This window comes from Bradyrhizobium paxllaeri (genome assembly GCF_001693515.2).
GTDB classification, from domain to species: domain Bacteria; phylum Pseudomonadota; class Alphaproteobacteria; order Rhizobiales; family Xanthobacteraceae; genus Bradyrhizobium; species Bradyrhizobium paxllaeri.
Map to the genome: position 1 here is coordinate 3,594,443 of NZ_CP042968.1, position 16,021 is coordinate 3,610,463.

General features: G+C 62.7%; 12 protein-coding genes and 1 tRNA gene. 11 read left to right on the forward strand and 2 right to left on the reverse strand.

Annotated features, from left to right (window positions below):
* Position 1 precedes the first annotated feature (1 nt).
* The 10 genes from LMTR21_RS16950 to LMTR21_RS16995 all read left to right on the forward strand — a co-directional run bounded on the left by LMTR21_RS16950 (position 2) and on the right by LMTR21_RS16995 (position 12,445).
* Entirely contained in the window at positions 2–847 is an 846-nt protein-coding gene (locus LMTR21_RS16950; protein WP_084030613.1) for a substrate-binding domain-containing protein, read from the forward strand.
* An 88-nt stretch (positions 848–935) separates the two neighbouring features.
* Positions 936–1,886, forward strand: a complete 951-nt coding sequence (locus LMTR21_RS16955; RefSeq protein WP_065753081.1) for a catechol 2,3-dioxygenase — start codon at positions 936–938, stop codon at positions 1,884–1,886.
* A 262-nt stretch (positions 1,887–2,148) separates the two neighbouring features.
* Complete coding sequence (locus LMTR21_RS16960; protein ID WP_065753080.1) at positions 2,149–3,222, forward strand: DUF3616 domain-containing protein; 1,074 nt, start codon at positions 2,149–2,151, stop codon at positions 3,220–3,222.
* Positions 3,223–3,364: 142 nt separating this feature from the next.
* Entirely contained in the window at positions 3,365–4,585 is a 1,221-nt protein-coding gene (locus LMTR21_RS16965; protein ID WP_065753079.1) for a cytochrome P450, read from the forward strand.
* Positions 4,586–5,323: 738 nt separating this feature from the next.
* Entirely contained in the window at positions 5,324–7,267 is a 1,944-nt protein-coding gene (locus LMTR21_RS16970) for an AMP-dependent synthetase/ligase (RefSeq protein ID WP_065753078.1), read from the forward strand.
* A 2-nt stretch (positions 7,268–7,269) separates the two neighbouring features.
* On the forward strand, positions 7,270–8,094 hold the full coding sequence (locus LMTR21_RS16975) for an ABC transporter ATP-binding protein (RefSeq protein WP_065753077.1): 825 nt from the start codon (positions 7,270–7,272) through the stop codon (positions 8,092–8,094).
* 9 nt (positions 8,095–8,103) lie between these two features.
* Entirely contained in the window at positions 8,104–9,006 is a 903-nt protein-coding gene (locus LMTR21_RS16980) for a branched-chain amino acid ABC transporter permease (RefSeq protein WP_065753076.1), read from the forward strand.
* A gap of 26 nt (positions 9,007–9,032) precedes the next feature.
* Positions 9,033–10,100, forward strand: coding sequence for a branched-chain amino acid ABC transporter permease (locus LMTR21_RS16985; protein WP_065753075.1), 1,068 nt, complete (start codon positions 9,033–9,035; stop codon positions 10,098–10,100).
* A gap of 58 nt (positions 10,101–10,158) precedes the next feature.
* Positions 10,159–11,508, forward strand: a complete 1,350-nt coding sequence (locus LMTR21_RS16990) for an ABC transporter substrate-binding protein (RefSeq protein WP_210250579.1) — start codon at positions 10,159–10,161, stop codon at positions 11,506–11,508.
* Between the two features lie 79 nt (positions 11,509–11,587).
* Complete coding sequence (locus LMTR21_RS16995) at positions 11,588–12,445, forward strand: ABC transporter ATP-binding protein (protein ID WP_065753074.1); 858 nt, start codon at positions 11,588–11,590, stop codon at positions 12,443–12,445.
* A 41-nt stretch (positions 12,446–12,486) separates the two neighbouring features.
* On the opposite strand, the gene LMTR21_RS17000 is transcribed toward LMTR21_RS16995, so the two are convergent.
* Together LMTR21_RS17000 and LMTR21_RS17005 are read right to left on the reverse strand one after the other, a co-directional pair.
* Positions 12,487–12,560: transfer RNA gene (locus tag LMTR21_RS17000), tRNA-Gln, on the reverse strand.
* A gap of 190 nt (positions 12,561–12,750) precedes the next feature.
* The gene (locus LMTR21_RS17005) at positions 12,751–13,443 is read right to left on the reverse strand and encodes a TetR/AcrR family transcriptional regulator (RefSeq protein WP_065753073.1); all 693 of its coding nucleotides are present in this window, start codon (positions 13,441–13,443) and stop codon (positions 12,751–12,753) included.
* A 150-nt stretch (positions 13,444–13,593) separates the two neighbouring features.
* On the opposite strand from LMTR21_RS17005, the gene LMTR21_RS17010 reads away from it, so the two are divergent.
* Complete coding sequence (locus LMTR21_RS17010) at positions 13,594–15,882, forward strand: arylsulfatase (RefSeq protein WP_065753106.1); 2,289 nt, start codon at positions 13,594–13,596, stop codon at positions 15,880–15,882.
* Positions 15,883–16,021: the final 139 nt, after the last annotated feature.

Consider the following 16,021-nt stretch of genomic DNA (forward strand, 5'->3'; position numbering starts at 1 on the left):
GATGCGCCTGCGCACCTTGCTCGGCGACCATCCCGGCACGGCCGCGCTCAAGGATGGCTCGATCAGGTCCGATCTGGTTGAGTTCGATTTCGCGTCGTATTCGCCGACCAACAAGGGCTTCAAGCCGATGGTCCGCGAGGGGGCGTTCGACGTCTCGGAGATGGCGATCGTCACCTACCTGATGGCACGATCCTTCGGCAAGCCGATGGTGCTGCTGCCGGACGTCGTGCTGGCACGGTTTCAGCACGGCCATGCGCTGTACAATGCGAAGGCAGGAAAGCTGACGCCGCGCGAGCTTGCGGGAAAGCGCGTCGGTATTCGCTCCTTCACCACCACGACCGGCGCCTGGCTGCGCGGCATTCTCGCCAATGATTACGGCGTCGATCTCGATTCGATCGAGTGGGTGACGTTCGAGGATGCCCATGTCGCCGAGTTCGTTGATGCGACCAAACGGGCGCCGGCGGGAAAGCAGATCGTGCAGATGCTGGTCGACGGCGAGCTCGATGCCGTGCTCGGCGAAAGATCCGACCATCCGGATCTGAAGCCGCTATTTGCCGATGTCGGGGCCGAAGAGAAGGCCTGGTTCGACAGGCACGGGGTGGTGCCGATCAACCATATGGTGATGGTGAGCCAGGCGCTGTCCGAGCAGAACCCCGACGCGGTGCGGGAGGTCCATCGCCTGCTCAGCGAATCCGCCACCGCTTCGCCTGCCGCGCCGCGCCTTGGCCGAGACGAAATGCAGCGGTCGCTGCAACTGATTATCGATTATTCCGCGCAGCAAAAGCTCATTCCGCGTCCATTCACCGTCGACGAACTGTTCGACGACGTTACGCGGACGCTTTTGTAGGTGGGCAAAGGCGCATCGCGCCGTGCCCACCATGTGTTTGAACCGGTGGGCACGCTGCGGTTTGCCCACCCTACGACAGAGGCCTACAATGACATCAGAGCCGATCTTCGATCTCGCCCATCTCGGCCATATGGAATTGCTGACACCGAAGCCGGACGAGAGCCTGAAATTCTTCGTCGACGTCATGGGCATGACCGCTAGCGGCCAGAAGGGTGAATCGGTCTATCTGCGCGGCTGGGATGATTACGAGCGTTATTCGCTCAAGCTGACGGCCGCTAAGACATCAGGCATGGAACACATGGCGCTGCGCGCGCGCAGCCCGCAGGCGCTGGAGCGCCGGGTCGCGGCGCTGAAGGGGTCCGGTTTCGACATCGGCTGGACCGACGGCGACATGGGGCAGGGGCCGGCGTTCCGCTGCCGCGATCCCGATGGCCACATCGTCGAGCTCTATTACGAGACCGAGTGGTATCAGGCGCCGCCGGAATTGAAGCCTGCGCTGAAGAACCAGGCGCAGCGGTTTCCCGCGCGCGGCGTCAACGTCCGCCGGCTCGATCACCTCAATTGCCTTGCGGTGGACATCAAGGCCAATCGTCTCTTCTTCGAGAACTATCTGGGCCTGCGCACCACCGAGCAGATCGTACTCAACGACGGCACGGAAGCCGCGATGTGGATGACGATGTCCAACAAGAGCTACGACTTCGCCTACACTCGCGATCACTACGGCAAGACCGGCCGCTTCCACCACGTCACCTACGCCCTGGACAGCCGGGAAGAGATCCTGCGCGCTGCCGATATCTTCCTGGAGAACGGTATCCACATCGAGACCGGCCCGCACAAGCACGCGATCCAGCAGACCTTCTTCCTCTATGTCTACGAGCCCGGCGGCAACCGCGTCGAAGTCGCCAACGCCGGCGCCCGCCTGATCCTCGCGCCCGACTGGAAGCCGATCGTCTGGACCGAGGAGGAACGCAAGAAGGGTCAGGCCTGGGGGCTGAAGACGATCGAGTCGTTTCACACCCACGGCACGCCGCCGGTGTAAGGGCGGCCTAGCTCCGCAACCTCACACCACTCAGGTGGCGATTCCTTGCACGCCAAAGCTACGCTACCGGTTCTGAGGGAGGCGATTGATGACGCGGCAACTGTTCGTCAACATGTGACGAGCTTCATACATTGCGCGACGTCCGAGAGATAAAGTGCCGCAGGCATTGCGCCAAATGCATTTATCAAGTTGCATTTTCAGGTTTGACGCTGGCGCTGCAGGTGCGGTGTGGGCGCTTTATATATTTTTTGGGAGATGACGCATGTTTCAGTTCATCCCTGCATCGCGCTTGTTGGCCATCGTCACCCTTTCCACCTTCCCGGCTTTCTTCTTGGCGGAAGCACAGGCCGCAGACGAGATTACAACCTATCGCGGCGCCTGCGACGGTTCGGCGGCAGTTGGGCTCGATCAGAATTTTTTCGCCGTGGCGGATGACGAGAGCAATGTGCTCAACGTCTACCGCATAGGGCAGGCGGCCGCCGTTCAGGAACTCGCCCTGGATGCTTTCCTTGAGGCGCCGACGAAGAAGAAGCCGGGACCGGACGGCAAACCCGACTTCAAAGAGGTCGACCTCGAGGGGGCGGCGCGAATCGGCGATCGCATCTACTGGATCGCTTCGCACGCCCGCGATTCCAAGGGCGAGGTCGAGCCGGGTCGGTCGCGCCTGTTTGCGACCCGCATCGTGTCGCAGGCGGATGGCCCTCGGCTGGAGCCGATCGGATCCGGTGCCCACAAGGACTTGCGCGAGGCGATGTTCGATGATGCGAAGCTGAAGAAAAAGCTGAAACCTTTCAAACTTTCCGATGCCTATGCGCCCGGCAAGGAGGAGGGACCAACTCCGGAATCGAAGAACGGCTTCAACATCGAGGGCCTCGCGGCGACGCCGGATGGCCGGCTTCTGATTGGATTCCGCAACCCGCGTCCCGGCAAGAAGGCCTTGGTAATTTCGCTCGATAATCCGGCCGAGGTGGTGGACGCAGGAAAGACGCCTGTTTTCGGCAATCCACGGCAACTCGGCAAGCTCAAAGGGCGCGGCATCCGCAGCATCGAATGGATCAACAACACCTACGTCATCGTCGCGGGGCCGCACGGCGACGCCGAGGAGTCCGATATCGAGCCGCCATTCGCCCTGTTTACCTGGAGTGGCAAGGAGAGCGACACCGAACCGGTCATGATGAAGGTCAAACTCCCGGACGATTTTGCACCCGAAGCGGTGTTTGCAATTCCCGGCAGTTCAAACATGATACTGCTGTCCGACGACGGAACCAAAAAGTGCAAGGACGCGGACAAGGCCCAGAAATCTTTTCGGGCCCTGACCTTGCCGACCCCGACATGACGCCATGCCTCCGTCATCGGTTCAGGGCGGATCATCGATCGCGAAAAAATGATGGCGAGGATGATCGAACGCCCGAGCCTTGCGGCCTCACTGTCGCGCACCATCTTGATTGGGTGGCGGTGCGGCGGCGTGGAATGGCGCGATGGCACAGCATGTGGATTTCGATTTCACCAGCGAGACGTTTTTTCGGGACCCGCAGGCGGGCGTTGCGCAACTGCGCGCGATCGGTCCTGCCGTTTTCACGCGATTTCCGATCATCGGCCGCGTCTGGGTCACCACGACCTACGAAGCGGCGGCGCGCGTGCTGAAGGACAGCGCGACGTTCACGCTGCGCAAGGAAGGCGGGGCGCTGGTTGGGTTGCCCTGGTGGATGCCGCGCGTCATCGGCGCCGTCGCCAACAACATGCTGACGATGGACGAGCCGGATCACACGCGGCTGCGCGACATCGTCGACGAAGCGTTCCGCCGCCGCGCCGTGCTCGATATGGAGCCGCATATCCGCGCCATTGCCAACCGTCTCGCCGATGAGCTCTTTGCGCAAGGCATCCCTGCCGATCTGGTGCGTTATGCGCGGATGCTGCCGCTGGCAGTGATTTGCGAATTGCTCGGTCTGCCGCCGGCGGACCGGCCGAAATTCATCGCCTGGGCCAATTCGCTGGCGCATATGACCAACGCGTTCAGCTTTCTGCGGCTGATCGGTGGTCTGTTCGGGATGCGCCGCTATCTGCAGGAACGGCTGCAGGTGGTGCGCGAAGAAGGCGGCGAAGGATTGATCGCCGAACTGGTGCGCGTCGAGAAAGAGGGCGGACGCATCACGCCGGACGAGATGGTCGCGATGATGTTTCTGCTGCTCAACGCCGGCTCCGAGACCACGACCCACCTGATCAGCGGATCGGTTTTCGAATTGCTGAGGGATCCGGGCAGGCGCGAATGGCTTGCGGCGGACTGGAGCCGTGCGGGGCTGGCGGTGGAAGAATTCCTGCGCTTCGTCTCGCCGGTGCAGTTCTCAAAGCCGCGCTATGTGCGCCACGACGTCGATCTCGAGGGCGTGAAATTGAAGAAGGGCGATCGTGTGATGGCGATGCTCGTCGCCGCCAATCTCGACCCGCAGGCGAACGAGTGTCCCGATCGGCTCGATCTCGAGCGGCGGCCGAACCGGCATTTGTCGTTCGGCACCGGAATCCATTTCTGCCTCGGTCACCAGCTCGCGCGGATCGAAGCAAGTTGCGCGCTGCAGGCGCTGTTCACGCGCTGGCCCGGACTGAAGTTGGCGGTCGAGCCGTCACAAATTCATTGGCGCAGGCGGCCCGGCATTCGCATGATCGCGGCGCTACCGGTGGTGGCTGGTGCAGCAGGGACGTGACGAAGGAATGTGGGAGGCGGACAGGCTTCGCCGTACAGCTCTGATCAAGAGCTGAGATCCACCGTCGATCAACTATTCAAATGGCTCGATTGAAGGATGCAATCAACGAGACGATGCCTTTGCGCTCATAGGTTCATCCTATGGCATCTGTTTCGGTCGTGCGAGTGCACGCACACTGGAATAGATCCAAAGTGAAACTCTAACGATTGATATTGGTGCTGGAAGCGCGGCTCGATGACGAGCTGCAGCCATTCGGTGTGAGGTCCGCGGCCCCATAGGCTTAGCCTATGTGCATCTGTCATTCGCGCACACGCAAATTGGAATAAATACAATCTGAAATCGACTCCGCATGATTGATGCTGCATGCTGTTAAAAAAAACTCATTGGCGCGGCAGCATGTAAGCATCTCTCAGAGAGAACGAATGCGGGCGGAAACGGGGCGATCGAGTCTGGAGTCGCGAGGCGACGACCTTGAGTTCAGGTCGTGGCTTGCGCAGTCTTCGATTCCTGTCGTGGTTGACGAAGGGACAACGTCAACAAGGCATCAACCACTTATCGATTCCGACGCAGCACAAGGTGATTGCAAACGTTATGCGCCATGTGCGCCTCGCTTGTTTGCACCTTGTTGCACGCTGATCGCGTCGCGTCAGTTCATTACATTCCGACATTCTATGGGTGGGTTGCCGAGGTGCATTTCGCGCGCCATGGCGATAGTGGGAGCATGGGGAAAAGCAGAAAATGACAACTGCGAATTTGGATCTGGATACTTTTCCGAAGCTGCTCCTGCATCACTCCAGCGAACGGGCTGAACGTCCGGCCATCCGTGAAAAGAGCCGCGGCATCTGGCGCACCGTCACCTGGCGCGAACTGGGCGAGGAAGCTGCGGCGCTTGCAGTAGCGGCATCGGAGCGAGGCTTGCAGCGCGGTGCGCATGTCGCCTTGCTGGGCGACAACCGGCCGCGGCTGTATGCGGCGATGTGCGCGGCGCAGTGGCTCGGCGCCATTGTGGTGCCGCTTTATCAGGATGCGGCGGCCGACGAGATTGCGACGTCGATCCAGCGCGCGCAAATTACCCACGTCTTTGCCGAAAACCAGGAGCAGGTCGACAAGCTGCTCGAAATATTGCCGCGCTGCCCCACGGTCCGATGCATCGTCTACGACAAGGACCGCGGCATGCGCCACTACAGGCAGCCGGAACTGGTCAGCTACGCCGCGCTTCTGCAGCAGGGCCGGGAACGCCTCGCCGAAAAGCGCGACTTCCTGCAAGCCGAGGCCGCGCGCGGCAGCGGCGAGGATTCGGCCTTTGTGTTCTTTACATCGGGCACGACCGGTCCCGCCAAGGGCGTCGTTCTCACCCACGCCTCGCTGATCGATCGCGCGCGCGTCGCGGCGACGGCGGGCAGCCTGACGGACGCCGACGTGGCGATGGCCTATCTGCCGCCGGGATGGATCGGCCAGAACCTGTTCGGTTATGTCCAGCCGATGGTCGTCGGCTATTGCATCTGTTGCCCCGAATCTTCCGACACCATGCTTGCCGATATGCGCGAGATGGGTCCGACATACCTTCTCGCCACACCGCGCGTGCTTGAGGCGCTGCTCAAGCAGGTATCGCTCCGTATGGAGGAGACCGGTGGTTTCAATCAGGGCCTGTACCGCTATTGCATGCCGGTCGCACAGCGGGTCAGTGCGCGGAAGCTGGCCGGCGAAGCTATTTCCATTGGCGATCGTCTGGTGTCGATGGCGAGCGATCTCCTGATACGCGGTCCGCTTCGCGACGTGCTCGGAATGAGCGAGGTGCGCCTGGCCTACACGGCCGGCGACGCGATCGATCCCGACCTGCTGATGTTTTTCCGTGCCCTTGGCATCAATCTGAAGCAGCTCTACGGCTCGACTGAAACCGGATTTTTTGTAGCGATGCAGCGCGACGGCGCGATCAAGCCGGATGCGGTCGGACCTCCGCTCGAAGGCGTCGAGCTGAAGCTGACGCCGGAGCGTGAGATCCTGGTGCGCTCACCCGGCCTGTTCAGGGAATACCATGGCGACTCCGAGGCGACGGCGCGGGCAAAGAGCGCCGAGGGCTGGTTTCATACCGGCGATGCCGGCTATCTCGATCAGGATGGGCACCTGCGGATCATCGATCGCATGGCCTATGTCGGCGCGTTGAACGACGGCACGCCGTACGCGCCCAGGCTGCTCGAAAACAAGCTCAAGTTCCTGCCTTACGTCAAGGAAGCGGTAGCCTTCGGCAACGGGCGCGACAGCGTCTGCGCGCTCATCGACATTGACATTGCCGCCACCGGCCGGTGGGCCGACCAGCAGAACATCTCGTATACGGGGCACGCCGATCTCGCCTCGCAGGACGAAGTCTATGCGCTGATTGCGGACTGCATTGCCAAGGTGAATGCGCAACTGGCGTCGGAGCCGTCGCTGGCGTCATCGCAGATCCAGCGCTTCATCGTCCTGAACAAGGAGTTGACCGCCGACGATGGCGTGCTCACCCGCACCGGCAAGCTGCGCCGCGAGGTCATCGCGGAGCAATACCGGGCGCTGGTGGATGCGATGTACGACGGCCGAACCGAAGTGCGCTTCGCGGCCGGAGGCGGCGAGGGGACCACACCGGCCGACATGAAGATCCGCGACGCCAAAGTCGTTGCACCCGCGCAGACCCGGAGAGCCGCCTGAACATGACGATATCCGTGCCATCCTCGACGCTGCAGTCCGCGCAACGCGCCTTTGCTTTCGGTTCGCCGGTTCTGGAGCTTGACTCGATTTCGCTGCGCTTCGGCGGCGTGCAGGCGCTGACAAATATTTCCTTCAACGTGCTCGAGCACGAGATCCGCGCCATCATCGGTCCGAACGGCGCCGGCAAGAGCTCGATGCTCAACGTCATCAACGGCATCTATGTGCCGCAGGAAGGTAGCATCACCGTCAGGGGCGAGCGCCTGTCCGAAATGACGCCGACGCACGCCGCGAGCCTCGGCATCGCGCGCACCTTTCAGAACATTGCGCTGTTCCGGGGCATGTCGGTGCTCGACAACATCATGGCCGGCCGCAAACTGCACATGCATGCGAGCTTCGTCGAGGTGGCATTGCAGCTTCCCCGCGCTCGCCGCGAGGAAACCGAAAACCGCGCCGCGGTCGAGGAGATCATCGAGTTCCTGGAGATCGAGCACATCCGCAAGACGCCGGTGGCGCGTTTGCCCTACGGGCTTCAGAAGCGCGTCGAGCTCGGCCGTGCGCTCGCCGCCGAACCGACCATCCTGCTGCTCGATGAGCCGATGGCCGGCATGAACATCGAGGAGAAGCAGGACATGTGCCGCTTCATCCTCGACGTCAACGACCATTACGGCACCACCGTGGTGCTGATCGAACACGACATGGGCGTGGTGATGGACATCTCGGATCGCGTCGTCGTGCTCGACTACGGCAAGAAGATTGGCGACGGCACACCGGAGGAGGTCCGCTCCAATCAGGACGTCATCGACGCCTATCTTGGCGTGGCACACTGAGGAAGCGCGATGGTCGATTTCTGGTTCTTCATCGAGGTTCTGGTCGGCGGGCTCCTGTCCGGGGCGATGTATTCGCTGGTCGCGCTGGGTTTTGTGCTGATCTACAAGGCCTCCTCCGTGTTCAACTTCGCGCAGGGCGCGATGGTGTTCTTTGCGGTGCTGTCCTTTGTCGGCTTCATGGAGCTTGGTCTGCCGTTCTGGGCGGCGCTGCCCGTGGCGGTCGGACTGATGATCCTTGTCGGCATGGCGACCGAACGCTTCGTGCTGCGGCCGCTGGTGAGCCAGAGCGAGGATACGCTGTTGATGGCCACGATCGGCCTCGCCTTCGTCATCGAGGGCGTGGCGCAGATCGTCTGGGGCGTGGATGTGCGCCGCCTCGACCTCGGCATCAGGGACGAGCCGATCGGGTGGCTGGCGGACAGTGCGGGCGTGCTCGTCAGCCAGCTCGACATCACGGCAGGCGTCGTTGCCGGCATCATGGTGGCGGCGCTGGCGCTGCTGTTCTCCCGCACCAAGGTCGGGCGCGGGTTGCGGGCCGTTGCTGACGATCATACGGCGGCGCTGTCGATCGGCATCCCGCTGAAGCACATCTGGATGCTGGTCTGGGCCACCGCCGGCGTCGTTGCGCTGGTGGCGGGGATGCTGTGGGGCGCGCGCAGCGGCGTCCAGTTTGCGCTGGTGTGGGTGGCGCTGAAGGCGCTGCCGGTGCTGATCATCGGCGGCTTCACGTCGGTGCCCGGGGTGATCGTTGCCGGCCTGATCGTCGGCGCTTCCGAGAAAATCGCCGAAGTGTACATCGGGCCATACTTCGGCGGTGGCATCGAGGGCTGGGCGCCCTACATGCTCGCCGTTCTCTTCCTGCTGATCCGGCCCGAAGGCCTGTTCGGCGAGAAGATCATCCGACGCGTCTGACATCCGGCAATTTGGGGATCTATTCGATGTTCTACAGGGAAGCCGGACAGTTTCGCACCAGCTACGCGGCAGATTCGCAACTCCTTCCGCTGCGGCAGGACCGCGTCGGGATGGCCATCATTCTTTTGCTGGCTGTCGCGGTCGTGCCCTTTGTCGCCAATGACTACTGGCTGAGCGCGATCCTGATCCCGTGGCTGATCCTCGCGCTGGTCGCGACGGGACAAAACATCCTGATGGGTTATGCCGGTCAGCTTTCGCTGGGCTCGGCGGGCTTTATGGCGGTCGGCGCCTTCGCCTGCTACAATCTGATCCTTCGCATCGACGGCATTCCGTTCCTGCTGGCGCTGTTTCTGTCCGGCATATGCGCAGCACTGGTCGGTATCGTCTTTGGCCTGCCGAGCCTGCGCATCCGCGGCCTCTACCTCGCGGTCGCGACGCTGGCCTCGCAGTTCTTCATCGTCTGGGCGCTCGACAAGTTCGGCTGGTTCAAGAACTACGATCCCGCCGGGGTGATCACGGCGCAGCCCATCATCATGTTCGGCCATAATTTCGCGTCGCCCCGAGAGAAGTACTGGGTGGTGCTGCTGATCGTCGCGGCGCTCACGCTCGCCGCCAAGAACATGGCGCGCGGCAGCACCGGACGGGCCTGGATGGCGGTCCGCGACATGGACGTCGCGGCCGAGGTGATGGGCCTGTCGCTGCTGCGCACCAAGCTGCAGGCGTTCGCGATCAGCTCGTTCTACTGCGGCGTCGGCGGTGCCCTGTTCGCCTTCGCCTATCTGCAGACGGTTGAGCCGTCGGCGTTCACCATCGACCTGTCGTTCCGCATCCTGTTCATGGTCATCATCGGCGGGCTCGGCACCATTCTCGGCTCCTTTCTCGGCGCGGGCTTCATTCTGCTGATGCCGGTGTTCCTCAACGTGTTCTTCCACAAGGCGTTCGGGAAGGCGGTCGACGCCACCATCACCTCGGCGCTGGAGCAGGTGATCTTCGGCGTGCTGATCATCGTGTTCCTGATTTTCGAACCGCTCGGGTTCGCGCGTCTGTGGCAACTGACCAAGGAAAGGTTGCGGCTCTGGCCGTTCCGCCACTGAGCCGGATGTCGTTCGTTCACAACAAGAAAGTCGTCAACAAGGGGAGCAAGTAGGCGTCATGATGATCGATACGATTCTCCGCCGGGCCATGCCTGGTATCTTCGCGCTTGGGGCCGCATTCGCGGTCGCAACCGCATCCTCGGCCGCGATGGCGCAGGAGCAGGAACAGTATTTCGGGATTCCCAGCAGCCGCGTCGGACCCTACTCGGCAATGGGTACCGGCTACTACGGCGGTATCATCGACTATCTGAACTACGTCAACATGAAGCACGGCGGCGTCAACGGCGTGAAGCTGACCTATGACGAGTGCGAGACCGAGTATAACGCGGCCCGCACCGTCGAATGCTACCAGCGTCTGCTGAACAAGGGCGACCAGAAGATGGTCGTGTTCGATACGCTGGGTACGCCCGGCGCTTACGCCGTCATCGGCCGCATGGCGCCGGATAACGTCGTGCTCGCTCAGTACGGCTACGGCCGCACTGACGCTGCCGACGGCCGCGTCTGGCCGTGGGTGTTCAATGCGGCGGGCCACTATTGGGGGCAGATCGCCGTGAAGATGAACTTCATGGCGCAGAAGGAAGGCGGCATCGACAAGATGAAGGGCAAGACGATCGTGCACCTTCACATCGATACGGCCTATGGTCGGGAACCGATTCCGGCGATGCGTGAAATCGCCAAGGAATGGGGTGTGAAGCTGATCGAAATCGCCGTGCCGCCGCCCGGACTGGAGCAGCAGTCGCAATGGCTGCAGATCCGCCGCGAGAAGGCCGATTGGGTCACCTTCTGGGGCGCAGGCTCCGGCATGAACTCGACGGCGATCACCACGGCCGCCCGCGTTGGCTTCCCCCGGGAAAAGATGATGTATGTGACCTTCGGCGGCGCCGAGGAGGACATGATCCCGGCCGGCGACGCCGCGAAGGGCACCTATGTCGCCGCCAACGCCGCGCCCGGCAAATTCCCGCTGATTCAGGACATCGAAAAGGTCGTGTATGGCGCCGGCAAGGGCAACATGCAGAACCCGCAACGCGTCGGCACGGTCTACTACAACCGCGGCGTCGGCGCGGCCGTGATGTGGGTCGAGGCGATGAAGAACGCCCAGCGGATTCACAACAAGGTGGGCAAGACCGTCACGGGTGCGGAATTCCGCGACGGTTACGAGGCGCTGGATGTCACCGACGACAAGCTCAAGGAGATCGGAATCCTCGGCATGTCGGCGCCGTTCAAGATGTCCTGCGCCAAACACGACGGCTCCGAGCGCTTCCGGATGATGCAGTGGGACGGCAAGCAATTCCAGCTCCTGACGGACTGGGTGCCTGCACCGAACCCGGCCTTCATTCGCAAGCTGATCGAAGAATCGGCCGAGAAATACGCGAAGGAGAACAACCTGCCGATCCGCCAATGCTCCTGAGCGGACGCTTTTGACACGACGAGCGGGTGGAAGGCGGTCTTCCACCCGCATTCGAATTTGACTTTTGGGGAATGCGGCCATGAACGTTTCCGTCACATCAGCCGGCACGACAGAGGCGCCAGCCGCCGCGGTGGCGGCGGGCCCTGTGCTCGCGGTCAAGAACATCGAGGTGGTCTATGACCACGTGATCCTCGTGCTGCGCGGCGTGTCCCTCGAAGTGCCACAAGGCGGAATCGTCGCGCTGCTTGGCGGCAACGGCGCCGGCAAGAGCACGACGCTGAAGTCGATCTCCACGCTGCTTGCCTCCGAGCGGGGAGCCGTGACCAAAGGCTCGATCGAATTCCGCGGCAAGCGCACCGACCGGCTCACCCCCGGCGATCTCGTCGGCATGGGCATGGTGCAGGTGATGGAGGGGCGACGCTGCTTCGGCCATCTGACGGTCGAGGAAAACCTGATCACCGGTGCCTACACGCGGCCGATCAAGGGCGCGCAATTGCGCGACGCGCTGGACAGGGTCTACGCCTATTTCCCGCGCCTGAAGGTGCGGCGAAGCAGCCTGGCGGGCTACACGTCAGGCGGCGAACAGCAGATGACGGCGATCGGTCGCGCCATGATGGCCAAGCCGAACATGCTGCTGCTCGACGAGCCGTCGATGGGCCTCGCCCCGCAGATCGTGGCGGAGATTTTCGAGATCGTCCGCGACCTCAATCAGAAGGAAGGGGTCAGCATCCTCCTGGCCGAGCAGAACACCAATGTCGCGCTGAAATACGCCGACTATGGCTACATCCTGGAAAGCGGCCGCATCATGGTCGACGGACCGGCGAAAGCGCTGGCCGAGAACAAGGACGTCAAGGAATTCTATCTCGGGATGTCGTCGGAGGGCCGCAAGAGCTTTCGCGACATCAAGTCGTACCGACGGCGAAAGAGGTGGGTTTGAGGGGCGTTGAAATCAGCCTACGGAAGGTGCCGCCGCGAGGCTGGCTGGGGAACCTGGATTCGAACCAAGACAAACAGAGTCAGAGTCTGTTGTGCTACCGTTACACCATTCCCCAATGGATTATCCAATATAATCAATGGCTTATCTGATTATCTGGATAAATCGCCGGCGGCGGGATCTGGACAAATCACCGCGCCAAGGTTGGCGTCGTTCTACCCGCTTGATCCTGTCTTTGGCAAGCGTGGAAGAGGAGGCATTTTGGCCTCCGCCTTCGGATTTCGAAGCATCGTCAGCTCAAGCGGCGGTCACTTCTTCCGCCTGTGGCGCGCGGCAGCGCGGGCGGGCGCTGCGGGCGTGATCTCCGCTTTCAGCAACAGCAGGAGGCAATTCGCCAGCCGCTGCTCCAGCTCCTCATCATGAACGGATAGCGGGCCGGGGTCGTTGAGGATCGCGTTGACCAGCGTCCCCAGCACGACCTGAAAGCCGAAGGCGATGGTGCGGGTCTTCGCGGCCTTGCGGTCGCGGCCCATGACGGCAAGCAGGATGGGCGTGGCATTGGCGACGTTGGCGCGCGCCAGCTCCTTGAACGTGGACCAGCGGTCCGGCCGCGTGTCGTCGTGCTGGAGCGCGGCGCGCAGCACGCCTTCGTGCTTGCGGATCCAGCCGATGGTGCCGCGGACGAGGAGGCGGCTGAGATCGGCAAGGTCCGCATCGGCCAGCCGCTTGTCCTCGGTCATGCGCGCGAGCCTGCTTTCGCCATCGCGCGCGGCCAGCGCCATCAGTGCATTGAAATAGGCGTCCTTGCTTTCGAACCGGCTGTAGAACGCGCCGACGGTGACGCCGACCTGCCGGCACAGGGCCTCGATTGACAATTCCGCAAGGCTGTGGGTGCGTAGCATCTCCGCGCCGGCCTGGAGCAAGGCGGCCGTGGTCTCACGGCTGCGCTTCTGCCGCGAGGGGGTAACGCCGGGAAGGTCGAGTTCGGCCGATCGCTGCATCCGGAACTTGCTTCTCCGTTCGAAGTAATCATAATGATAATTCGGATTATGATTTCAGGCAATGGCCATGGGCGGCTGGCCGGGCATGGACGGCCGGCATGCGGCAAACCCCAGGGATCAACCGGGTCGCGGATAATGAGGGAGCAGGCGATGGCGGCAGGCAGCGCAAAACCGTTCGGCGGCACCATTGGCAAGACGGTGGCGGGCTCAAAGCCCTGGTGGCCGCAAGCCGCCAAGCCGCCGGAGGGCGCACCGAATGTCCTGGTCGTGCTGTTCGACGATGTCGGCTTCTCCGATTTCGGCTGCTACGGCTCGGCCATCAGGACGCCGACCATCGACAGGCTTGCGGCCGAAGGCCTGCGCTATTCCAGCTTCCATACCACCGCGATGTGTTCGACCACGCGTGCGGCGCTATTGACCGGGCGTAACCATCATTCGGTCGGCGTCGGCTGCCTTGCCAATTTCGACAGCGGCTATCCCGGCTATCGCGGCAAGATCGCGCGCGAGGCGGGGACGCTGGCGGAGATGCTGCGGCCGCACGGCTATCGCAACTACATGGTCGGCAAATGGCATGTCACGCCGCTCACCGAAAGCGGCGCCACCGGGCCGTTCGACGGGTGGCCGCTCGGCCGCGGTTTTGACCGCTTCTACGGTTTTCTCGATGCCGAGACGGATCAGTTCGCGCCGGAGCTCGTATCCGACAATGCCCACGTCGATCCACCCGGGACGTATGCCGACGGCTATCACCTCACATCTGATCTGATCGACCAGTCGATCCGCTTCATCGCCGATCACACCGCCGATCGCCCCGATATTCCCTGGCTGACCTGGGTTGCACTCGGCGCCTGCCACGCGCCGCACCAGGCGCCGATGGACATCATCAAGAGCTATGATGCGAAGTTCGCCCATGGCTGGGACGTCGAGCGCGAGCAGCGCATCGCCCGGCAGAAGGCGATGGGCCTCGTGCCGGAGGAGACTCGATTGCCAGCGCGCAATGACGGCGTGAAGGCATGGGACGAGCATGGCGCCGACGAAAGGCGCGTGTTCACGCGGCTGCAGGCGGCCTTTGCCGGCATGCTCGATCACGCCGATCAGCATCTGGCGCGGCTGATCGGCTTTCTCGATAAAGCGGGGATCCGCGACAACACGCTGATCCTGGTGCTGTCGGACAACGGTGCCAGTCAGGAGGGCGGGCCATGGGGTTTTGTGAACGCGATGGGGCCGTATAATTTCCGCCCCGAACCGCCAGCGGAAAAGCTGCGGCGGATCGATGACATCGGCGGACCGGACTCGCACAGCAATTTCCCGCATGGCTGGGCGATGGCGTCGAATACCCCGCTGCGGCGTTACAAGCAGAACACCCATGGTGGCGGCATCCGCGATCCCTTCATCATGACCTGGCCGAACAGGATCGCAGGCCGAGGTGAGGTGCGGCACCAGTTCGTGCATGCCTGCGACCTGACGCCGACCTTGCTCGATCTGATCGGCATCGCGCCGCCCTCGGACATAGGTGGCGTTGCCCAGATGCCGCTCGAGGGCGAGAGCTTTGCGCGCTCCGTCACCGATCCCTCTGCGCCGTCAAAATCGTCACCGCAATATTTCGAGATGTTCGGCCATCGCGGCCTCTGGCATGACGGGTGGAAAGCGGTCTCCTTCCATCCCTCGGGCACGCCGTTCGAGAACGACAAGTGGGAGCTGTTTCATTTGGCGCAGGACTTTTCGGAAACCGACGATCTCGCGGCGAAAGAGCCCGGACGGCTGGAGGCGATGATCAAGCTGTGGTGGAGCGAGGCCGAGAAGCACAATGTGTTGCCGCTCGACGACCGCTTCGGCCCGCGCTTCGCCGAGAATGCAGCGCGCTTTCATGGCGCGCGCAACAGGTTCACCTTTCACGCCGGCATGGGGCATGTGCCGACCGACGTTGCGCCCGATGTGCGCAGCCGCAGCTACACCATCGAGGCCCATGTCGAGATCGGCGAGGAGGGGGCGGAGGGCGTGCTGATCGCTCATGGCGACGCGACCTCAGGCTACAGCCTCTACATCAAGGACGGCTTTCTGGTGCACGATCTCAACATCGGCGGCGGCCATGAGATCGTGACCTCCGACCGCAAGGTGCCGTCAGGCGCACACCGGCTCGGCGTGCATGTCGAACGTCTGGTGCGCAAGGAGCCGCCCGCCAAGGGCTCGCGCACCGGTGCGACCGCCTATACGCTGCTGATCGACGGCGAGCCGGTAGGCTCGATCCAGACCCAGTTCGCCTTCAACAATTTCATCTCGTGGTCCGGCCTCGATATCGGCCGCGACCGCGCAAGCCCGGTCTCGCATTACGCGGCGCCGTTCGAGTTCACCGGGCAATTGCTGAAGGTGACGGTCGACATGCATGAGGACCAGAAGCTGGATGGCGAGGGGGTAGGCGCCGCTGAGATGGCGCGGCAGTAGCCATCAGTCGCCTGAACTGTCGTCGCCCGCGCAGGCGGGCGATCCAGTATTCCAGAGACATTGGTGATGAAGTGATAAGCCGCGGCGTACTGGATACCCCGCATTCGCGGGGTATGACGGCCTCTTGTGGGGCGACGTC

Coding starts and splice junctions, on each gene's coding strand:
- LMTR21_RS16990 (WP_210250579.1), top strand. CDS start 10,159: ATGATGATCGATACGATTCTCCGCCGGGCCATGCCTGGTATCTTCGCG.
- LMTR21_RS16985 (WP_065753075.1), top strand. CDS start 9,033: ATGTTCTACAGGGAAGCCGGACAGTTTCGCACCAGCTACGCGGCAGAT.
- LMTR21_RS16970 (WP_065753078.1), top strand. CDS start 5,324: ATGACAACTGCGAATTTGGATCTGGATACTTTTCCGAAGCTGCTCCTG.
- LMTR21_RS16955 (WP_065753081.1), top strand. CDS start 936: ATGACATCAGAGCCGATCTTCGATCTCGCCCATCTCGGCCATATGGAA.
- LMTR21_RS16950 (WP_084030613.1), top strand. CDS start 2: ATGCGCCTGCGCACCTTGCTCGGCGACCATCCCGGCACGGCCGCGCTC.
- LMTR21_RS16975 (WP_065753077.1), top strand. CDS start 7,270: ATGACGATATCCGTGCCATCCTCGACGCTGCAGTCCGCGCAACGCGCC.
- LMTR21_RS16980 (WP_065753076.1), top strand. CDS start 8,104: ATGGTCGATTTCTGGTTCTTCATCGAGGTTCTGGTCGGCGGGCTCCTG.
- LMTR21_RS17010 (WP_065753106.1), top strand. CDS start 13,594: ATGGCGGCAGGCAGCGCAAAACCGTTCGGCGGCACCATTGGCAAGACG.
- LMTR21_RS17005 (WP_065753073.1), bottom strand. CDS start 13,443: ATGCAGCGATCGGCCGAACTCGACCTTCCCGGCGTTACCCCCTCGCGG.
- LMTR21_RS16965 (WP_065753079.1), top strand. CDS start 3,365: ATGGCACAGCATGTGGATTTCGATTTCACCAGCGAGACGTTTTTTCGG.
- LMTR21_RS16995 (WP_065753074.1), top strand. CDS start 11,588: ATGAACGTTTCCGTCACATCAGCCGGCACGACAGAGGCGCCAGCCGCC.
- LMTR21_RS16960 (WP_065753080.1), top strand. CDS start 2,149: ATGTTTCAGTTCATCCCTGCATCGCGCTTGTTGGCCATCGTCACCCTT.